This window comes from Faecalibacterium sp. An77, from assembly GCF_002161315.1.
GTDB lineage: Bacteria > Bacillota > Clostridia > Oscillospirales > Ruminococcaceae > Faecalibacterium.
Window position 1 is genome coordinate 28,547 of record NZ_NFHK01000003.1, and the last position, 17,506, is coordinate 46,052.

General features: G+C 61.2%; 10 protein-coding genes. 3 read left to right on the forward strand and 7 right to left on the reverse strand.

The window, feature by feature from the left end; all coding sequences use genetic code 11:
* Positions 1 to 71 precede the first annotated feature (71 nt).
* Positions 72 to 4,238 (reverse strand): right-handed parallel beta-helix repeat-containing protein, encoded by a 4,167-nt coding sequence (locus B5G28_RS02065; RefSeq protein ID WP_144265465.1) that lies wholly within the window; start codon positions 4,236 to 4,238, stop codon positions 72 to 74.
* A gap of 988 nt (positions 4,239 to 5,226) precedes the next feature.
* Positions 5,227 to 5,856, reverse strand: a complete 630-nt coding sequence (udk, locus tag B5G28_RS02075; RefSeq protein ID WP_087245968.1) for a uridine kinase — start codon at positions 5,854 to 5,856, stop codon at positions 5,227 to 5,229.
* Between the two features lie 161 nt (positions 5,857 to 6,017).
* Here udk and B5G28_RS02080 point away from each other — a divergent pair, with 161 nt between their 5' ends.
* Positions 6,018 to 6,635, forward strand: coding sequence for a C39 family peptidase (locus B5G28_RS02080; protein ID WP_087245970.1), 618 nt, complete (start codon positions 6,018 to 6,020; stop codon positions 6,633 to 6,635).
* A 174-nt stretch (positions 6,636 to 6,809) separates the two neighbouring features.
* Here B5G28_RS02080 and B5G28_RS02085 read toward each other — a convergent pair whose 3' ends face one another.
* The 5 genes from B5G28_RS02085 to B5G28_RS02105 all read right to left on the reverse strand — a co-directional run bounded on the left by B5G28_RS02085 (position 6,810) and on the right by B5G28_RS02105 (position 14,310).
* Complete coding sequence (locus tag B5G28_RS02085; RefSeq protein ID WP_087245972.1) at positions 6,810 to 8,228, reverse strand: glycogen synthase; 1,419 nt, start codon at positions 8,226 to 8,228, stop codon at positions 6,810 to 6,812.
* 36 nt (positions 8,229 to 8,264) lie between these two features.
* The gene (glgD, locus tag B5G28_RS02090; RefSeq protein WP_087245974.1) at positions 8,265 to 9,392 is read right to left on the reverse strand and encodes a glucose-1-phosphate adenylyltransferase subunit GlgD; all 1,128 of its coding nucleotides are present in this window, start codon (positions 9,390 to 9,392) and stop codon (positions 8,265 to 8,267) included.
* Positions 9,386 to 10,579 carry a glucose-1-phosphate adenylyltransferase gene (locus B5G28_RS02095; RefSeq protein WP_087245976.1) on the reverse strand — a complete coding sequence of 398 codons (1,194 nt, stop codon included), beginning with the start codon at positions 10,577 to 10,579 and terminating at the stop codon, positions 9,386 to 9,388. Before B5G28_RS02095 ends, glgD begins: the two co-directional genes overlap by 7 nt.
* Positions 10,580 to 10,685: 106 nt before the next feature.
* Positions 10,686 to 12,905 (reverse strand): 1,4-alpha-glucan branching protein GlgB, encoded by a 2,220-nt coding sequence (gene glgB / locus B5G28_RS02100; RefSeq protein WP_087246135.1) that lies wholly within the window; start codon positions 12,903 to 12,905, stop codon positions 10,686 to 10,688.
* 358 nt (positions 12,906 to 13,263) lie between these two features.
* Entirely contained in the window at positions 13,264 to 14,310 is a 1,047-nt protein-coding gene (locus tag B5G28_RS02105) for a 3D domain-containing protein (protein ID WP_242967437.1), read from the reverse strand.
* A gap of 624 nt (positions 14,311 to 14,934) precedes the next feature.
* Here B5G28_RS02105 and B5G28_RS02110 point away from each other — a divergent pair.
* Positions 14,935 to 16,170 (forward strand): hypothetical protein, encoded by a 1,236-nt coding sequence (locus B5G28_RS02110; RefSeq protein ID WP_087245980.1) that lies wholly within the window; start codon positions 14,935 to 14,937, stop codon positions 16,168 to 16,170.
* A gap of 17 nt (positions 16,171 to 16,187) precedes the next feature.
* Entirely contained in the window at positions 16,188 to 17,444 is a 1,257-nt protein-coding gene (locus B5G28_RS02115; RefSeq protein ID WP_087245982.1) for a DUF6273 domain-containing protein, read from the forward strand.
* The last annotated feature ends 62 nt before the right edge of the window (positions 17,445 to 17,506 follow it).

The window sequence follows — 17,506 nt, forward strand, 5'->3', positions numbered from 1 at the left end:
ATCCGCCCCGCGCACAGAGCACGGAGGCGGATGGGGTGTTTTGTGTTTATCTCAGGAAGAGATGGCAGGAATCAGAGGGGCTGAACGCCAAACCAGCCCTGAACGGTGCGGAGAATCTTCTCGGGGATGGTCAGGGGACGGGGCACATTGACGGCCACATCGGTGCCGGTGCCTGCGCCGGGCGCAGCCGAGCCGGTGACTTCCAGGCTGACGTTGCTGAAGGTCACGCTGCAGTTGCGGGAGACATAGAAGCCCACATAGATGTAATCGGAATCCACCGCGGTCAGGGGGTAGTCAAAGCCCGCCGACGCCGGGGCATTGGCGCCGTAGGTGACGGTATAGCCGTCGGCGGTGCCCACAATCTTCAGGTCCACCGTATCCCCTGCGGTGTAGACGTTCTGGGCGGCGGGACCGTCGTACAGTTCGCCGCTCTTGCGGCCAAAGCCGCTGAATGCGCCCTGGTTCCGGGTGCCGGCGGCCACATAGTCGCCCATGGTCTCGGGAACATAGGTGTCGATGTACAGGTCATCCCGGGCCATCAGGCCGAAGGACACCTGGTTGTTGGCGGCCATGCTGTGGACGGTGGCGGTGGCCGACAGGGTGAAGGTGGTGCCGGCGGGGAGCTGGACATAGTACATCATCAGGCCGTCCGAGCTGCCGGCAATCTTGCCGCGGTTGTTGGCCACGCCCAGGGTGATGGAGCCGTCGGCGTTGACCTGGGCGGTGAAATCACCGCCGCTGATCTTGTCCTGACCGCCCACATCGCCAAAGACGGTGCCGTTCCACACACGGCCCGAGGCGTCGGTGTAAGCGGGCCAGAGGGCGCTGGTGGTGGCGGGGGCCTGGTAGCTGCTGACCTCATAGTCGGGGTTGGCTGCGTCGGCAAAGTCGGCCTTGTAGCTGGGCTGGGACTTGTTGCGGCTGTAGGCCTTCAGGGGGCTGTCGGCGTTGGCGATGAGCCAGGCGTTCATCTTGGCGCCGTAGCTGTTGGTATGGGTCTTGTCCAGGCCGGTGGGAACCAGGGTGACGCCGTCGGCGGCATATTTGGCGCCGGTGAAGGCGTGCATCCACTGGGCGTCCTCACCCATTTTGACGTTCAGGTCCCGGGTGAGCTGGGTCAGGTCGATGCAGGGAATCCCCAGCTGGGCGCACATATTGCGGATGGACTGGGCGTAGTCGCCGCCCTCAAAGACGTTGCCGTAGGCCTCCACCGTCTGGGTGACATGGCCCGATTCACCGCTGTAGCTCTCGGTGGTGTTGTCATCGGTGAGGCGGACAATGGGGGTGCAGACAATGGGGGTGACGCCGGCAGCCAGGGCCGGCTGGATGTAATTCACATACAGGCTGTTGGCAAAGCTGCCGGGGGTGGTGTAGTCACCGTTGGGGTTGGTGTAGCGGGCGGTCTCGGTCTTTTCGTCGTTGTGGCCGAAGCCGATCAGCAGGAACTGCTGGGTGTCGGCGGCGGTGCCCATGGCCGGGACCTTGTCGCTGCCCTCCAGCAGGGTCTTGTAGCTGTCCATGGTGAGGAAGTCCTTGCTGGACGCGCCCGACACCGCCAGATTGTAGACGTTGGCGTTGAGGTAGTTGTCCAGTTCCTCGCCGTAGCCCTCACGGGGCAGGTAGTAGTCGTCCTCAAAACCTGAGACGGTGGAGTCGCCCACCACCCAGATGGTAGCCTTGTCCGGCTCGGACTGGCCCCAGGCCTCGCCGCCTGCGCCGGCATTGCCGCCGGTGAAGGTCTTGCCGATCTGGTTCAGCAGGAGCAGGCCGTGCATATTGATGGAGCCGTCGGCGTTGCGGGTGGGCTCACAGCGGGTGTTCAGGTTCCAGAACCAGAAGCGGGACACCTTGGTCTCGGAGGAAGAGGTGTTGTGGCTGGACTGGGTCTCGGTGTCCCAATAATAGTTGGTCCGGCCATAAATAGCTGTGCTGGACTGGCCCTGGGGGCTGAGCTGCTCGCCGATGTCCTTGCCGTCGGTGCGGAAGGACAGGACGCCCTCCGCCTCATAACCGGTGACGGCGTTCTTGTCGCTGGTGTACAGGGCCACGTTGTAGCTGCCGTTGTTGAAGCTGGTGGAGTTGTAGACCTTGATGTCCAGGCCCGAGTTGGAGTCGATGCCCTTGGCCTTGTTCTCATAGGAGATGGAGTTCTCCAGGACGTGGGCGCCCGCCATGTTGGAGCCGCCCATCTTGAAGCCGTTGCCGTTGCCGGCATCCATCTGCCGGGCCTTGGAATCAATGGTCAGGGTGCCGTTGGCGTCGCAGGAAACCGAGGCAAAGGTCCAGTCCTTCTCGGTGCTGTCGGGGGTCACCTTGATCCAGCCGTTGCGGTAGGCCACACAGTTGCGGATGGTGGTGGCGCCGATGGAGCCGGTGGCCACCTTGGCGAAGAAGTCCCAGCCGTCGTCGGCGTTGTAGGCGGCGATGCAGCCATCAAAGACGTTGCCCTCGCCGGCGGTGAGCTTGGCGGCGAAGCCGTCGGCGTCCTCCATCTGGGAGTCGGCGTTGTTCATGGAAGAGCAGTTGCGGATGGTGTTGTAGCTGGGCCACTGGGCGATGGTCTCGGCCGAGGAGCCCGACACCTGCAGGCCGGTATTGCCGTTGTTGTAGAAGTTCATCCGGTCCAGGGTGCACCAGCTGCCGGACAGCTGCATGCCCTTGGAACCGTCGGCGGTGTTGGTGACGTTCACAAAGCTGACGTTCCAATAATTGCCCCACAGCTCAAAGCCGGTGCCGCTGCGGCCAAAGTCCAGGATGGCGTAGCCGTTGTCGCCCTTCAGGGTGATGGGCTGCTCGGCCGATCCATTGCGGCCGCGGGAGACCTTCAGCAGTTTGCCGCTCAGGTCGTAGCTGCCGGGCTGCAGCAGAATGGTCTGGCCTGCGGCGGCGTAATCCAGAGCGGTCTGCAGGTCCACGGCGTCCTCATAGCTGGAGCCGCCGTTGGTGCTCTGGCCGGCGGGGGTGACGTAGATGGTGCTGCCGTTGCCTACGGTGCGGACGCTGACTGTCTTTTCAATCGAGGCGGTGTCGTAGCTGTCCAGCACCTCAAAGGCCGAAATCTTATAGGCCGGGTCGGGGGTAAACTCCACCCGGAAGGTGGTGGTCCCGGCGATGGGGTAAGTCCGGGCCAGATCGGTGTTGGCGGTGACGGCCAGGCCCTGCTCCAGCAGGACGCCGTCCTGGTACACGTTGGCGGTGCCGTTGGCGTTGGCCTTGAACACCAGGGTGTAGCTGGTCTCGGCGGCGGTGGCCGGACTGGTGATCTGGTAGTCGGCGGGAACCTTCTCCGCCTCCTGGGGATGCCAGCCATTGGCGTTCCAGGCGCTGGTGGTGAAGGTGATGTTGGAATAGGTCACATTCATACCCCGGGCTGCTGCAAAGCCCACATAAGCGGTCTTGTCCTGCACCATCATGGGATCATTCAGCTCGCTGTAGGCCGAAACGCTCTCGGCGTTGGGGTCCTTGGCGGGGATGTAGAGGGTATGCTGGCCCAGAACGCTGCCGGTGGTGCCGTCGGCATTGATGGCATACTGGGTCACGATGTAGGCGTAGTCGGTTTTTTCCAGGCTGACGCGGTAGGTGTCCCCCTGCTTGATGGTGGCGCCGTTGGGGTCAAAGCCCTGACGGTAAACCTTGAGGGCGTCGCTGTCGATGCTGGAAGGGTCGCTGATGCCGGTATAGCTGCGGACGCCCACCATGTCCTTGGTCTCGCTGGAGCCGTTCATGGCGTCGTAGGGCAGCTTGGTGCCGGTGACCGACACCAGATTGGACTCAAAGCTGGCGGATTCGCCGGTTTTGCCGATGGCGTCCCGGATCATCAGGGCAAAGCCCTCCTGGCCGTCGGGAGTGGGGTTGACGTAGTCGATGGTAACATCGGCCTGGAGATAGAAATTCTCCTTGCTGGGGTCAATGGTGGTGTAATAGAGGCTGATGCCGTCGGCAGGGTCGGACGAAACAAACTTGCCGCCCTTCTTGTTGATGGTGCCATCCTCGTTGTAGGTGCAGGACGTCATCACAATGTTGCCGTTGATGCCGTTGTCCGCCTGGACGGTGTTCAGGCTGTCGCTGGTGGACGGACCAAAATAGGTGAAAGTCCAACTCTTGTCCGCGCTGTTCTCCGCACTGGACGGCGCCGCGGCCAGCGCGGACGGCATCCCGCTGACCGTCATGGCTGCCGCCAGCAGTGCTGCGGCCAGCCGACGCCCGTGCCCACGGCGCGGTGCTCTCTGTTTCCTCATTCCTTAATTCCTCCTTGCCGCCTGCCCGATGCAGGCCTTGCATCTTCCCTGCCGCCGCTTTCATTCGGCATACGCGCAGCAGGACTTGTATACATTTATCATACAGCATTTGTGTCTTTTTGCAAGAAAAACTTGTATCCAAACCCTAAAATTGGCAAAAAGCACATTTGCGGCAAAGATTCTTGGCTATTTTCACAATCAAAATCCCACTTGACAAATAGGTTTCCCGGCTTTTTCGTGAAAAAGCCTTGCAAAAAGCTTCACTGGGTACCATACAGTTTCCGGGTCTCCGGCAGTTCCGCGGGGCCGTTACGCTCTGGCTCGTTCGTTACGTTCGGAACTGCGCTCCGGTACGATGCAAACCACCTCATAACCTGGTTTTCTGACTCCAGAAAAGCTCCATAAAATATCAAATCCCCGCTCCTTTTCACAGGAACAGGGATTTGGGTTTTTATTTGGTCCTTCTGTGGCGGTTTCATCTGTAGGGCCTGGCAGAACCTTGGACTCGCCGGGGCGCAGCCCGGGAACCTGATAAAGCGGCTGAAACCTCGCCGCTGGCAGGGCTTTGTGAGGACCACAGCAGTCAACGGTACCAGGTGAACCCTCTTGCGCTTAGCCAATTTTCTCTGCGGGTATGAATGCTCTTGTGAAAATCGGAGCGCTGCTCCGGGTTGTGGTGCCCTGCTTTTGCTTCGAGCGTCGCCGCGCTCTCGCAAAAGACAGACCACGGCCCCAACTCCGGCTCGGCTGTTTCTGCCGCGGGCAGCACCTCGCCTACGTTGCCAACGGCGGCTCCCTGTTTCGTCCACTGGACGCAGTTGCTGTGTTTGCCAATCGGTTTATGATGGACTTTGCATCGCACCGGGGCGCAGCCCCAAACGCCGGGAGCGAGCCAGAGCGTAACGGCCCCGCGGAACTGCCGGAGACCCGGAGAGTGCATGGTACCCAGTGAAAAGTCTTTTGCCTACTTTTCTTCCAGAAAAGTAGGTCAGAGGGTGCGGGACTGCTGGATGAGGCTGCGGATGTGGTGGACCAGCATTTCGAGGGCGGGGCCGTTCTCGCCGCCGTTGGGGACGATGATGTCGGCGGTGCGCTTGCTGGGCTCTACAAAGGCCTCGTGCATGGGCTTGACGGTGGTGAGGTACTGGGTAATGACGCTGTCCAGAGAGCGGCCCCGCTCCTTTACATCCCGCAGGATGCGGCGGAGAATCCGCTCGTCGGCGTCGGTGTCCACAAAAATCTTGTAGTCAAACAGCTCCAGCAGAGCCGGCTCAGTGAAGGGCAGAATCCCCTCCACAATCAGGACCGGCGCCGGCTCGATGTGCCGCACCTCATCCGACCGGTTGTGAATCGAATAGTCGTAGACCGGGCAGTCGATGGCCCGGCCCGCCTTCAGCTCCTTCAGGTGATGAACCAGAAGGTCGTTGTCGAAGGCGTCGGGGTGGTCGTAGTTCAGCAGGCACCGCTTTTCATAGGGCAGTTCGTCGTGGCGCTTGTAGTAGCTGTCATGAGGGATCAGCCGCACTTCTTCCTCCCCAAACCGTGCTTTCAGGCGAAGGGCCAGGGTCGTTTTGCCGCTGCCCGAACCACCCGCAATGCCGATAATCAGACTGTTCATCATGTACCTCCCTGCGTGGTCTGGCGCAGCAGACCGCTTTGTAGTATACTGGTCCCAGCGCTTTTGTTACCCAAAGGTAAAGCCGCTGTATATTCTACTTGTAATCATACCACAAAACGTTCCGTTTTGACAGTCTATCCCACGCCTCAGGAGGAATTTGCATGAAAAAGATTGTCTGTGCCCCCTACATCGACCAGACCCAGCGCTGGGTCAACGGCTGCGAGAGCATCAGCGCCGTGATGGCCCTGGGGGCTGTGGGGGTCTCAGTAGACCCCGACACCTTCATCCAGCGGGACCTGCCCCACGCCCCCTTCTGGGAACAGGATGGGGAACTCTGGGGTCCCGACCCCCACTATGTCTATCCCGGCGACCCCCACGACCACACCGGCTACGGCTGCTACGCCCCCTGCATCTGCCAGGCCCTCCAGAGCGCGCTGGATGCCGCCGGCGCGTCGGACAGCCTGGAAGTGGTGGACGAGACCGGCTGCACTGCCGCCGAGCTCTGCGCCCGGTACATCGATGCCGGGCTGCCGGTGGTGTTCTGGGCCACTCTGGACTTTCAGCCGGTGCCCGGCGTGGACCGGTGGCGCCTGCCCAACGGCGAGGTCTTTGACTGGAAGCTGAACGAACACTGCCTGCTGCTGGTGGGCTACGACGAGGAAAACTACTGGTTCAACGACCCCTGGCACAACCACGGGGTCTGCCCCCAGCCCAAAGCCCTGGTGGAAGCCTGCCACCAGGCCCAGGGGATGTACGCCGTGGCCATTCGCCGCAAATAACCCCCTCTGAACACGCAAAAACCCGCCGCTCCTTTTGGAACGGCGGGCTTTTTATGTTGGTGCGCGGTCAGATGCGTTCCCCTGCCGGGTTCTCAGCGGCTGCATGCTGTCTCTCCCTGAAAAGGGATCTCCGAGAGGATGCAGGGGCCCGCCTTCTGTCTGCCCAAAAAGACATTACCAGAGGTTGGCGGTCTCGTTGTAGAGGCCCTCGTAGCTCTTGGCCGAGACGCTCCAGCTGAAGTCGCAGTTCATGGCGTACTCCACCAGGTGCTCCCAGTTCTCCTTGTCATAGTAGGCGGCGTTGGCGCGGCAGCATGCGTCGTACAGCTCATGAGCGCTGTAGCCGGCAAAGGTGAAGCCGTTGCCGCTGCCCTTGCTGGAGTCGTGGATGGAGTCACGCAGGCCGCCGGTCTCGCGGACGATGGGCGGGGTGCCGTAACGGCAGGACACCATCTGAGCCAGGCCGCAGGGCTCGCTCTTGGACGGCATGATGAAGCAGTCTGCGCCAGCGTAGATCTGCTGTGCCAGGGCGCTGTTGAAGCCGATGTACACGCCTACACGGCCGGGACGGCGGGCGGCCAGATCCGAGAAGAAGCCCTCATACTGGCTCTCGCCGGTGCCCAGGATGACCAGCTCGATGCCCAGATCCACCAGGCCATCGGCGATGCTCTGGACCAGGTCGAAGCCCTTCATGCCCACCAGGCGGCTGACCATGGCAAAGACGGGGCTGCCGTCCTTGTGCAGGCCGAACTGATCCTGCAGGGCTGCCTTACAGGCCGCCTTACCCTCGCGGAAGTTGGCGGTGCTGTAGTTGTAGGGGATGGAGGGATCGGTGGCGGGGTTGTTGGCGTCCTGATCGATGCCGTTCAGGATGCCGCACAGCTTATACTGCTTCTCCCGCAGCAGGGCGTCCAGACCGTAGCTGAACCAGGGGTCCAGGATCTCCTGGGCGTAGGTGGGGCTGACGGTGGTGATCTTGTCGGCGGTCTCGAAGGCGCCCTTCATGAAGTTGGCGCAGCCGTCGTACTCGACGATGTGCTGGTCGCGCCGGCCAATGCCGCAGGTGTCCTCCAGGATGTCCAGACCATACTTGCCCTGATAGGCGATGTTGTGGATGGTGAAGATGGTCTTGATCCGGTTGAACTTATCCAGGTGACGGTAGTACAGGTTCAGGTACACGGGCACCAGAGCCGTCTGCCAGTCGTTGCAGTTGATGATGTCGGGGGTGAAGTCCAGATAGAACAGGGTCTCCAGCACCGCGCGGGAGAAGAATGCAAACCGCTCGCCGTCATCGTAGAAGCCGTACAGGCCGCGGCGCTTGAAATAATACTCGTTGTCCAGGAAGTAGTAGGTCACGCCGTCCCACTCTGCCTTGAACAGGCCGCAGTACTGGCTGCGCCAGCCCACAGGAACAGAATAGTTGGTGACGTACTCCAGATGATCGCGGAAGCCCAGATCGCCGTACAGCGGCATAATCACGCGGGCGTCCACGCCATCCCGGACAAGGGCTTTGGGCAGGGCGCCCGCCACGTCAGCCAGACCGCCGGACTTGGCGAAGGGCGTAGCCTCCGACGAAGCATACAGAATTCTCATAGGGGTGTTCCCTCCTTCATTTTGGGTGGCGGCCGCTCAGACCATGTGGTTCTTCTGAACGTAAACCGGGAAGCTGCCGGTGCCGGACAGCTTCTTGCCAGCCGTGATCTTGACGTTCTTGTCGGTGACGACGTACTCCATCTCCACGTCTTTCTCGACCACGGTGTCCTGCATCAGGACGCAGTTGCGGACGACGGCACCCTTCTTGATCTTGACGCCGCGGAACAGAACACAGTTCTCCACGGTGCCCTCGATGGTGCAGCCGTCGGCCAGCAGGGAGTTGCTCACCTTGGAGCCGGAGACATACCGGGTGGGGTTGTCGTCGCGGATCTTGGTGTAAACGGGGCTGTTCTTGGGGAACAGAGCGTCCAGATTCTTCTCATCCAGCAGCTTCATGTTCTCGTCGAAGTAGCTCTTCATGTCGCAGATGTGGGCGACATAGCCGGTGTACTCCATGGCCTGGACGTTCAGGATGTTGACGTTGTGGGCCAGGATGTCCCGCTCGAAGTAGATCAGGCCGCGGGAGGTGGCGTCCTTCACCAGGCGGATCAGGGTCTCACGCTCCAGGACGTAGATGTTCAGGTCCAGGTTCTGGATGCCGGGGCGGTAATCGTTCAGCAGCAGCTCGGTGACGCGGCCGTCGCCGTCGATGGTCAGGGTGTAGTTGTCATCCTTGCGGCCCTCGGGGATCTCGGTCTTCTGGTAGGCGACGGTGACGTCGGCGCCGCTGGCCTGGTGAGCAGCCAGCAGGGCGTTGAAGTCAAAGTTCATGGCGATGTTGGCGTCGCACATGACCACATAGCGCTCCTTCTGGTGCTCCAGGAAGCCCAGGATGGAGGCCAGAGCCTCGACGCGGCCGGAATAAATCCGGACGCCCTTCTCAGCGAAGGGAGGCACGATGTTCAGGCCGCCGTGACGGCGGGCCATATCCCACTCGCGGCCGGTGCCCAGATGGTCCATCAGGGAGTGGTAGTTCTTGCGCACCACGATGGAAACATTGGTGATGCCGCAGTTGGACATACTGGAGAGCATGAAGTCCACCATGCGGTACCGTCCCGCGAAGGGGATGGACGCCATGGTGCGCTCCGTCACCAGCTCGGGTACGGTGTTATCATAGCTGTTGGGGAAAATAATGCCCAACGCATTGTTGTTCTGGCTCAGCATACTTCCTCGCCCTCCTTGACCGAATCAAATACTTTGGCGCCCTCTTTGACGACTGCGCCGGCGCCGACGGTGAGGCCGGTGCCCACGTGTGCGATGGGGCCGTCGCCGCCAATCTTGGCGCCTGCGCCCACCACGACATCCTCTGCCAGGATGCAGCGCTTGACCACAGCGCCAGCCTTGACTACGACGCCGTCCATCAGGACTGCATCCTCAACGGTAGCGCCGTCCTCGACGATGACGCCGGCCGACAGCACAGAGTGGGTGACGTTGCCATAGATGCGGCAGCCCTCGGTGATGAGGGAATCCTGCACCACGGCGCGGGGACCGATCTTCTGGGCGGGCAGGACGGGGTTGCGGCTGTAGATCTTCCACTCCTCATCGAACACGTCGATGCCGGAGTTCTCGGGGTCCAGGACCTCCATGTTGGCTTCCCACAGGCTGTCGATGGTGCCGACGTCACGCCAGTAACCCTTGAAGTGGTAGGCGTACATCTTGCGGCCGTCGCGCAGCAGGGCGGGGATGATGTTCATGCCGAAGTCGTTCTTGGAGTTGGGGTCAGCTTCGTCCTCCTCCAGGTACTTCTTCAGGATATCCCAGTTGAAGATGTAAATGCCCATGGAAGCCAGGTTGGACTTGGGTACGGGGGGCTTCTCCTGGAACTCGGTGATGCGGTCGTCCTCGTCCGCCACCATCAGGCCGAAGCGGGAAGCTTCCTTCCAGTCCACTTCCATGACGGCCACCGAGAAGTCGGCGCCCTTTTCCTTGTGGAAGCGCAGGAAGTCGGCATAATCCTGCTTGCAGATCTGGTCGCCGGACAGGATGATGACGTACTTGGGATCATAGGTCTCGATGAAGCTGATGTTCTGGTAGATGGCGTTGGCGGTGCCCTTGTACCAGTCGGTGCCCTTGGCCTGCTCGTACGGAGGCAGGGTGTGGACGCCGCCGTACAGGCGGTCCAGGTCCCAGGGCTGGCCGTTGCCGATGTACTCATTCAGCTTCTGGGGCTGATACTGAGTTGCGATACCGACGGTATCGATGCGGGAATTGACGCAGTTGGACAGCGGGAAGTCCACGATGCGGTACTTGCCGCCGAAGGACACCGCAGGTTTTGCCGTTTTCTGTGTCAGCGCGTACAAACGCGAGCCACGTCCGCCGGCAAGGATCATTGCCACGATTTCTTTTGCCATAACTTTATTCTCCCCTTTTGCTTTGCGCCCCTGTCGGTCAGGGGCGAAAATCAACAATTCAGAACCAGCCTCTCAGGCCCGGAGCCTGGCGGCCGGGCTGGCCGCCTTATTCTTCGGCAGCCTTCTCCGCCTTCGGCTTGCGGGTGCGCTTGGCGGCGGGCTTTTTCTCAGCCTTGGCCTCTTTTTCAGCCTTTTCCGCCTTGGTTTCCTTGGCGGGCGCGCCCTTCTCTACCTTGGACTTGGTGGTGCGCCGGGCGGTGGTCTTTTTCTCACCGGCGGCGGCCGTCTTGCGGGTAGTGGTCTTTTTGGCGGTGGTCTTTTCCTCGCCCTTTTCCGCCGCCGCCTTGGTGGTGCGGGTGGTCTTGGGCTTGGTCTCCTTCTTGGCGGGCACCTCGAAGTAGAGGGTGCTCAGAGGAGGCAGGGTGAGGGTGATGCTCTGGTCAAATCCGTGCATCGGAACCTTCTTGGAGCGGATATTCTTGTTGTGGTGCTGGCCCGAGCCGCCGAACGCCGCATCGTCGCTGTTGAGGATCTCCTTGTAGCTGCCGGACACCGGCGCGCCCATGATGTAGCCCTCACGCAGGATGGGGGTGAAGTTGCAGACGATCAGGATCTGCTTGCCCGCGGCGTCCTTGCGCAGGAAAGCCACGATGCTCTGCTGATAGTCGTCCGGGACAATCCACTGGAAGCCCTCCCAGCTGTAGTCCACCTGCCAGAAGGCGGGGGTGTTCTTGTAGAACTGGTTGAGGGTCTTGACGTAATTCTGCAGCTCCTTGTGCTTGTCGTAGTCCAGCAGCATCCAGTCCAGAGGCCGTGCCTCATACCACTCGTTGAACTGGCCGAACTCCTGGCCCATGAACAGCAGCTTTTTGCCGGGGTGAGCCATCATGTAGCCGTAGAAGGTGCGCAGGTTGGCGAACTTGTCGTCGTACTCGCCCGGCATCTTGTTGATGAGGCTGCACTTGCCGTGGACCACCTCGTCGTGGCTGATGGGCAGCACAAAGTTCTCGCTGAATGCGTAGAAGAAGCTGAAGGTCACCTTGTTGTGGTTGTAGGAGCGGAACAGGGGATCGGTCTTCATGTAGCTGAGCATGTCGTTCATCCAGCCCATGTTCCACTTGAAGTTGAAGCCGAGGCCGCCGTCCGCGGCGGGCTTGGTGACGTTGGGCCAGGCCGTGGACTCCTCTGCGATCATGTATTTTTCGGGGTGACGGGTCAGGATGGCGGTGTTGAGCTTGCGCAGGAACTCAATGGCTTCCAGGTTTTCCTTGCCGCCGTTGACGTTCTGCTCCCACTCGCCGTCCCGGCGGTTGTAGTCCAGATACAGCATGGACGCCACCGCGTCCACCCGCAGGCCGTCGATATGATACTGCTCCAGCCAGTACAGGGCGCTGGAGATCAGGAAGCTCTGGACTTCCTTCATGCCGAAGTTGAAGACCATGGTGCCCCACTCTTTGTGCTCGCCGCGGCGGGGGTTGGGGTCCTCATAGCAGGGCTCGCCGTCAAACATGTACAGACCGAACTGGTCTTTGGGGAAGTGGGCGGGCACCCAGTCCATGATGACGCCGATGCCGGCTCTGTGCATCTTGTCCACAAAGGCCATCAGGTCCTTGGGGGTGCCGTAGCGGCTGGTGGGTGCGAAATAACCGCTCACCTGATAGCCCCAGCTGCCGTCGAAGGGGTACTCCATGATGGGCAGCAGCTCCACATGGGTGTAGCCCATGTCGGTCAGGTAGGGGATCAGCAGGTCGGCCAGCTCGGAGTAGTTGTAGGGGATGTAGTTCTCCCCATCCTGCTTCATCTTCCAGCTGCCGGCGTGCATCTCGTAGATGTTCATGGGGCCATTGATGCTGTCTTTGGCCTTCTGGGCGTCCATCCACTCGTTGTCGGTCCAGCCGAAGCCGGACAGGTCGTAGACCTTGCTGCCGTTGGAGGGCCGGGTCTCGGCGTGGAGGGCGTAGGGGTCGGCCTTAAAGACCAGGTCCCCGGCCCGGGTGGTGACGCAATATTTATAGACGTCGAATTCCTTCATCCCGGGGATAAACAGCTCCCAGATGGAGGCGCCGTCGGTCTTTTTCATGGGGTGGCTGCCCGGCTTCCAGCTGTTGAAGTCGCCCACCACGCTCACAGCGGTGGCGTGGGGCGCCCACACGCGGAAAAGAACGCCCTTTTCGCCGCCCTGTTCGGTCAGGTGCGAGCCAAAGAAGCGCTGGGCCTCGTAGTTGTTGCCTTGCTTATACAGATAGACCGGCAGATCGTCCTCCGGGTTGCGCGCTGTCTCCTCGGCCGGCTTTTCTGCCGCCGGTTTCTCCGCTGCCTGGATCATCTGTTCAGTGGTCTGTTTCAATTCATCGGTCTGTTTCATAATATGTGCAGCTCCTCCCTGGCGCAGACTGACGCCAGCCCGCATTTTCTGTAAAACTCCACAGGCCCTGCTGCGGCGCAGTTCAGGGCCCCGGTTGTCTCTACATTACTATATTAAATAATTCAAGGGGATTTTTCAAGGCCTTTTTCATAAAATCCGCCATAATCTTTTCGCTGAAAAAACCGGAAATAGACAGATAGCACAAATTTTGACTTTTTTTCTATGCAAACCTGACATAGCTTTCCCCCAAACGCGAAAAACCCCGTTCCTCTTTTCACAAAAAGGAACAGGGTTTTTATAGAATATTTATTCAGAAGCTTCAGCCAACGACGTAGACGTTGACATTGATGGCGCCGTTGATGACCGACTCAGCGTACGTCTCATAGAACAGGTCCACCAGGACGTGGCCGTCCTGCAGGGCGATGCCGGTGTCGGTGGCCACCGCATAGCCGTAGACAAACCGGCCGTCGGTGGAAGTGATATACAGCAGGGTACCGTAGGGGATCACATCGGGGTCCACGGCCACGGTGCCGTAGCCCAGGCCCAGGCCCGAAGCACCATTGCCGGTGCGGGAATAATAGCCGGTGGCCTTGCCGGTCAGCACTTTGCTGTAGCTGGAGGGCGGGTTGGTGGTGCCGTCAGGACCGGTGACGGGAGAGACGGGCGCACCTGCGCCATAGGTCTTGAGCAGGGCGTCCTGGGGCTCTACGGTGGTGGTCACGTCGGTGACGATGCTGTTCTCCAGCTCGCCGTCCACCCAGCGATGGCGGGTGGTGATGGCGCACTGGCCGTTGGAGCCGGCCTGGATGGTGGTGACACGGTCGGTGTCACGGAAGTACAGGCTGGTGTAGACGTACTCGGTCTCGTAGGGGATGGTCTGGTACTCCACTGTCTCCTCATAGCGGACACGGTGGACCTCAATGCGGCTGCCAATGCCCACCAGGGAATCCTGCTCGGGGACGGTGTAGTCATCGGGTCCCAGGGTGATGCCGGCCTTTTCCAGGGCCTCGCCCACGGTACCATAGACCATTTTGACAGGGATCTCCTGTCCATCGGCCTCCACGGTGACGGTGAAGGCACGCTCAATATTCAGGGTCGCCAGGCTGTCGCCGAAAGCGGTATAGTAGACGCGGTCGCCTTCAGCGGCTTCGATGCCGGAGAGGCTCATTAGACGGGTGGGGTCGCTCTCGCTGGTCAGAAGCAGCTGGCTGGCCCCATTGGAATCGGTTACATAGGTTACGCGGATGCTGACCGTGGTCAGGATCAGCGTCAGTGCAAGGCCGAGGCTCAGGATGCCCAGGGCAAACATACGGTGACGGGCCGTCGGTCTCTTTTCACGCTTACATTCGGAAGTGATACGAAACAACTCCTCTCTTTTTACAGTTTGGCTTTGTTTGCGGGCTGCTTCCTCCGCCCGCTGTTGGCCGGTTTAATGTCCCGGAACGCCGCCGGGCGCCGCCGCCAAAAGGACGGCGCTTAACATCTCTCTTTGTCTGTTTTATTCGCTGCATCGTGCGTTGGACACATCAAGGCAGCTGTCCTATCTTAGCAGACGAGCCGCGATTTGTCAAATCGGCAATCGGCAAATCGTTAGTTTTTTGACGTTCTTTTTCGTGCAATTTATACAATCTTTTTCTCACAACTTTGGTTTTTCCGTCTCCATCCTCCGATTTTCGATCGAAAAGCCCCCGCAATACTGTAACAGAAATTTAACATTTATTTTTCCATTTGGATGCAATTTTTCCCATGGGAGGCCCTGCCAGCAGCAAAAAAATCCACTTTTTCGCGCAGCTTTTGCCCGCCAAAAGGACACGCTGTCCCTCCGGGCGGCGGGCCGTTACAATAGGGGCAGGCCGGCTGTATTCCGCCCGTTTTTCCTCCTCCGAAACCAGCGGGCGGCGATTTCGGACCGGCCGGTTCTTCTCCCCCTCAACACCCATCAAGCGGGGCGCGCCCGCCGCACCCCGGGAAAGGAAGGATCACACCCAACATGATGCACATTGAGATCACAGTCCGGCAGCTCTCGGGCTGTACCGATTTCATCCCCTGCCCCGCGCGGCTCCATCTGGGCAGCCAGAACGCCGAAGGGGTGGATACCCTGGCCTTCACCCTGCCGGAGGAATGGGCCGGCAAGAGCGTTTCCCTCCACATCGAACAGGCCGATGGCGCCCTGCCGGCTCCCCTGCTGCTGGACGGCTCCGGCCAGGTGAAGGTGGACCGGCGGCTGACGGCGGCCCGGTCAGGCCGGTGGATGCTCACCGCCACCGACGGCGCAGGCTACACCGCCTACACCCAGCCCGGCAGCTACGACACCTGGGAAACCCTCCCCACTGACGGCGACGCCGAGCCGCCTTCTTCCTCCCTGTACGAACAGTTCGTGGCCCAGGTCATGGCCAGCGCCGAGGAGGCCCAAAACTTCTCCCAGGCCGCGGCCCAGAGCGCCCAGAAAGCCGACGATGCCGCCGGGCAGGCCGAGGCCACTGTGTCCGCCGCAGGTGAACAGGTTGAGGCGGCCGCCGCCCAGGCTCAGGCAGCCAGTGCCAGCGCAGACCGGGCCGAGGCGGCCGCCCAGCGGGCGGAAGCCGTCGCCCCCGGGGAGGGTTCTGTTATCAGCGTCAACGGCAAGGGCGGACGGGTTCAGTTGGACGCCGGCGACGTGGGGGCCCTGCCCCTGCCCGCCGCCCCTGCTGCCGGGTGCCTGCTGCGCATCCAGGCCATCGACAGCGAGACCGGCGACGTCACCACCGAGACCATCCCCGAATCCGACCTCACCAGCTTTGTCCGCCGTACCGACAAGCCCACCGCCCAGGAGGCCGGTCCCATCAAACTGGGGTCCGGCTATGGCCTGACCCTCACCGCCCAGGGCGAACTCCGCCTGACCCCCGCCACCAGCCAGCAGCTGGCCGCTATGGAGAACGGCTGGTCGCCCCTGACTCCCAGTCTGGTGCCTCTGGCGGTCAAGCTGGCCCTGGCCACCCTCTGGGAGGGGGCCGGCTGGACCGACGAGGACCGCGCCGCGGCCCGCTCCACCCTGGGCGCCGCCCACACCGCCGCCCTGGATGATCTGAAACAGAGCATGGAGAGCCTGAGCCAGCGGGTGGAAACTCTGGAGCTGAAATATGACACCATTGTGACCGAGCACGCCTTTACGGCGGATCTGCGCACCCTGGACAACCTGACGGTCACCGGCATCTGGAACGCCGATGAAGCCCGCATCGAATTCTGAAAGGAGGAGTTTCTGCTATGGCATCCATTCTGTCTGCCCTCTCTGTGGGCAGCACCATTTCTTTAAAGGTAGACGGCACCGCTCAGGAATTTATCATTGTGCACCAGGGCAACCCTGATTCCACCCTCTACGACGCCAGCTGCGACGGCACCTGGCTGATGATGAAAGACCTGCACACCAAACGGCTCTGGGGCAGTTCCAACAAGTACGGGGCCTCGGGCATCCATACCTGGCTGAACGAGAATTTTCTGCCTCTTCTGGACAGCACCGTCCAGGCCCAGGTCAAGACGGTGAAAATCCCCTATCTGGAGGACGCCGTCCTTCACAGCGCCGCCGACGGCCTGGAAACCCGGATTTTTCTGCTCTCGGCCTACGAGCTGGGCTGGACCTCCGAGGACAAAACCGGCATGACCGCCGACGGCAAGTGCCTGAAATACTTCGAGGGGTTCAGCACCGCCGACACCCGCCGCATCGCCAGCCTGAACGGCACCCCCACCTGGTACTGGACCCGTTCGCCCTACGCCGAGGAGAGCAAAAGCGTCTGGATTGTTTCCAGCACCTCGGGCGACTGTACCTACCGTGAAGCATCCAGCAGCTACGGCATCCGGCCGATCCTTATCCTCCCCTCCTCGCTGCTGGTGGACGACAGCGGCAACCTCCAGCCCAACACCGCCCCCACCATCACCAGTCCCAGCGGGACCAACGGCACCAATCTGGGCATCCGGAATGCGCCCTTTGTGCTGGAATACACCGCCACCGATCCCGAGGGCGCCGATGTCACCCTGACCGAACAGCTGGACACCCAGACCACCCGCACCCTGACGGCGGCTTCCGGCGCGCCGCAGCATTTCGGCGCCGTCAACGACAGCAAAACCTTTCTGCAGCTGGCCAACGGCTCTCACACCCTGAAAGTCACCGCCAGCGACGGGATGGCCTCCAGTTCCCTGTCCCTGCTGTTTACCCGGGCGGCCACTTCGGCCAGCCTGACCATGGTCCAGCCCATAGTGGCATCCTCGCCCATTTCGGTGGCCGCCCTCACGGTGGGCGGAACCATCCCGGCCGACGCCGACTACAGGGTGGAGGTCACCAACAACGCCCTGGACCCCGAACCTGTCTGGCAGGACGCCACCGCCGCCGTCCGGGAAGGCCACAACATCCTGTTTGACAACAAGGATGCAGAGAAAAGCCCCGCCTTCAATTTCCGCATTCAGGTGGCCCGCGGCACGTCCGGCACCGGCGGTTTTATCAGCAGCATCACCGGCGCCTTCCAATAACCTCCCGCTTTTTCGAGAAAAAGCTTGGCAAAAAGCTTTACTGGGTACCATACAGTTTCCGG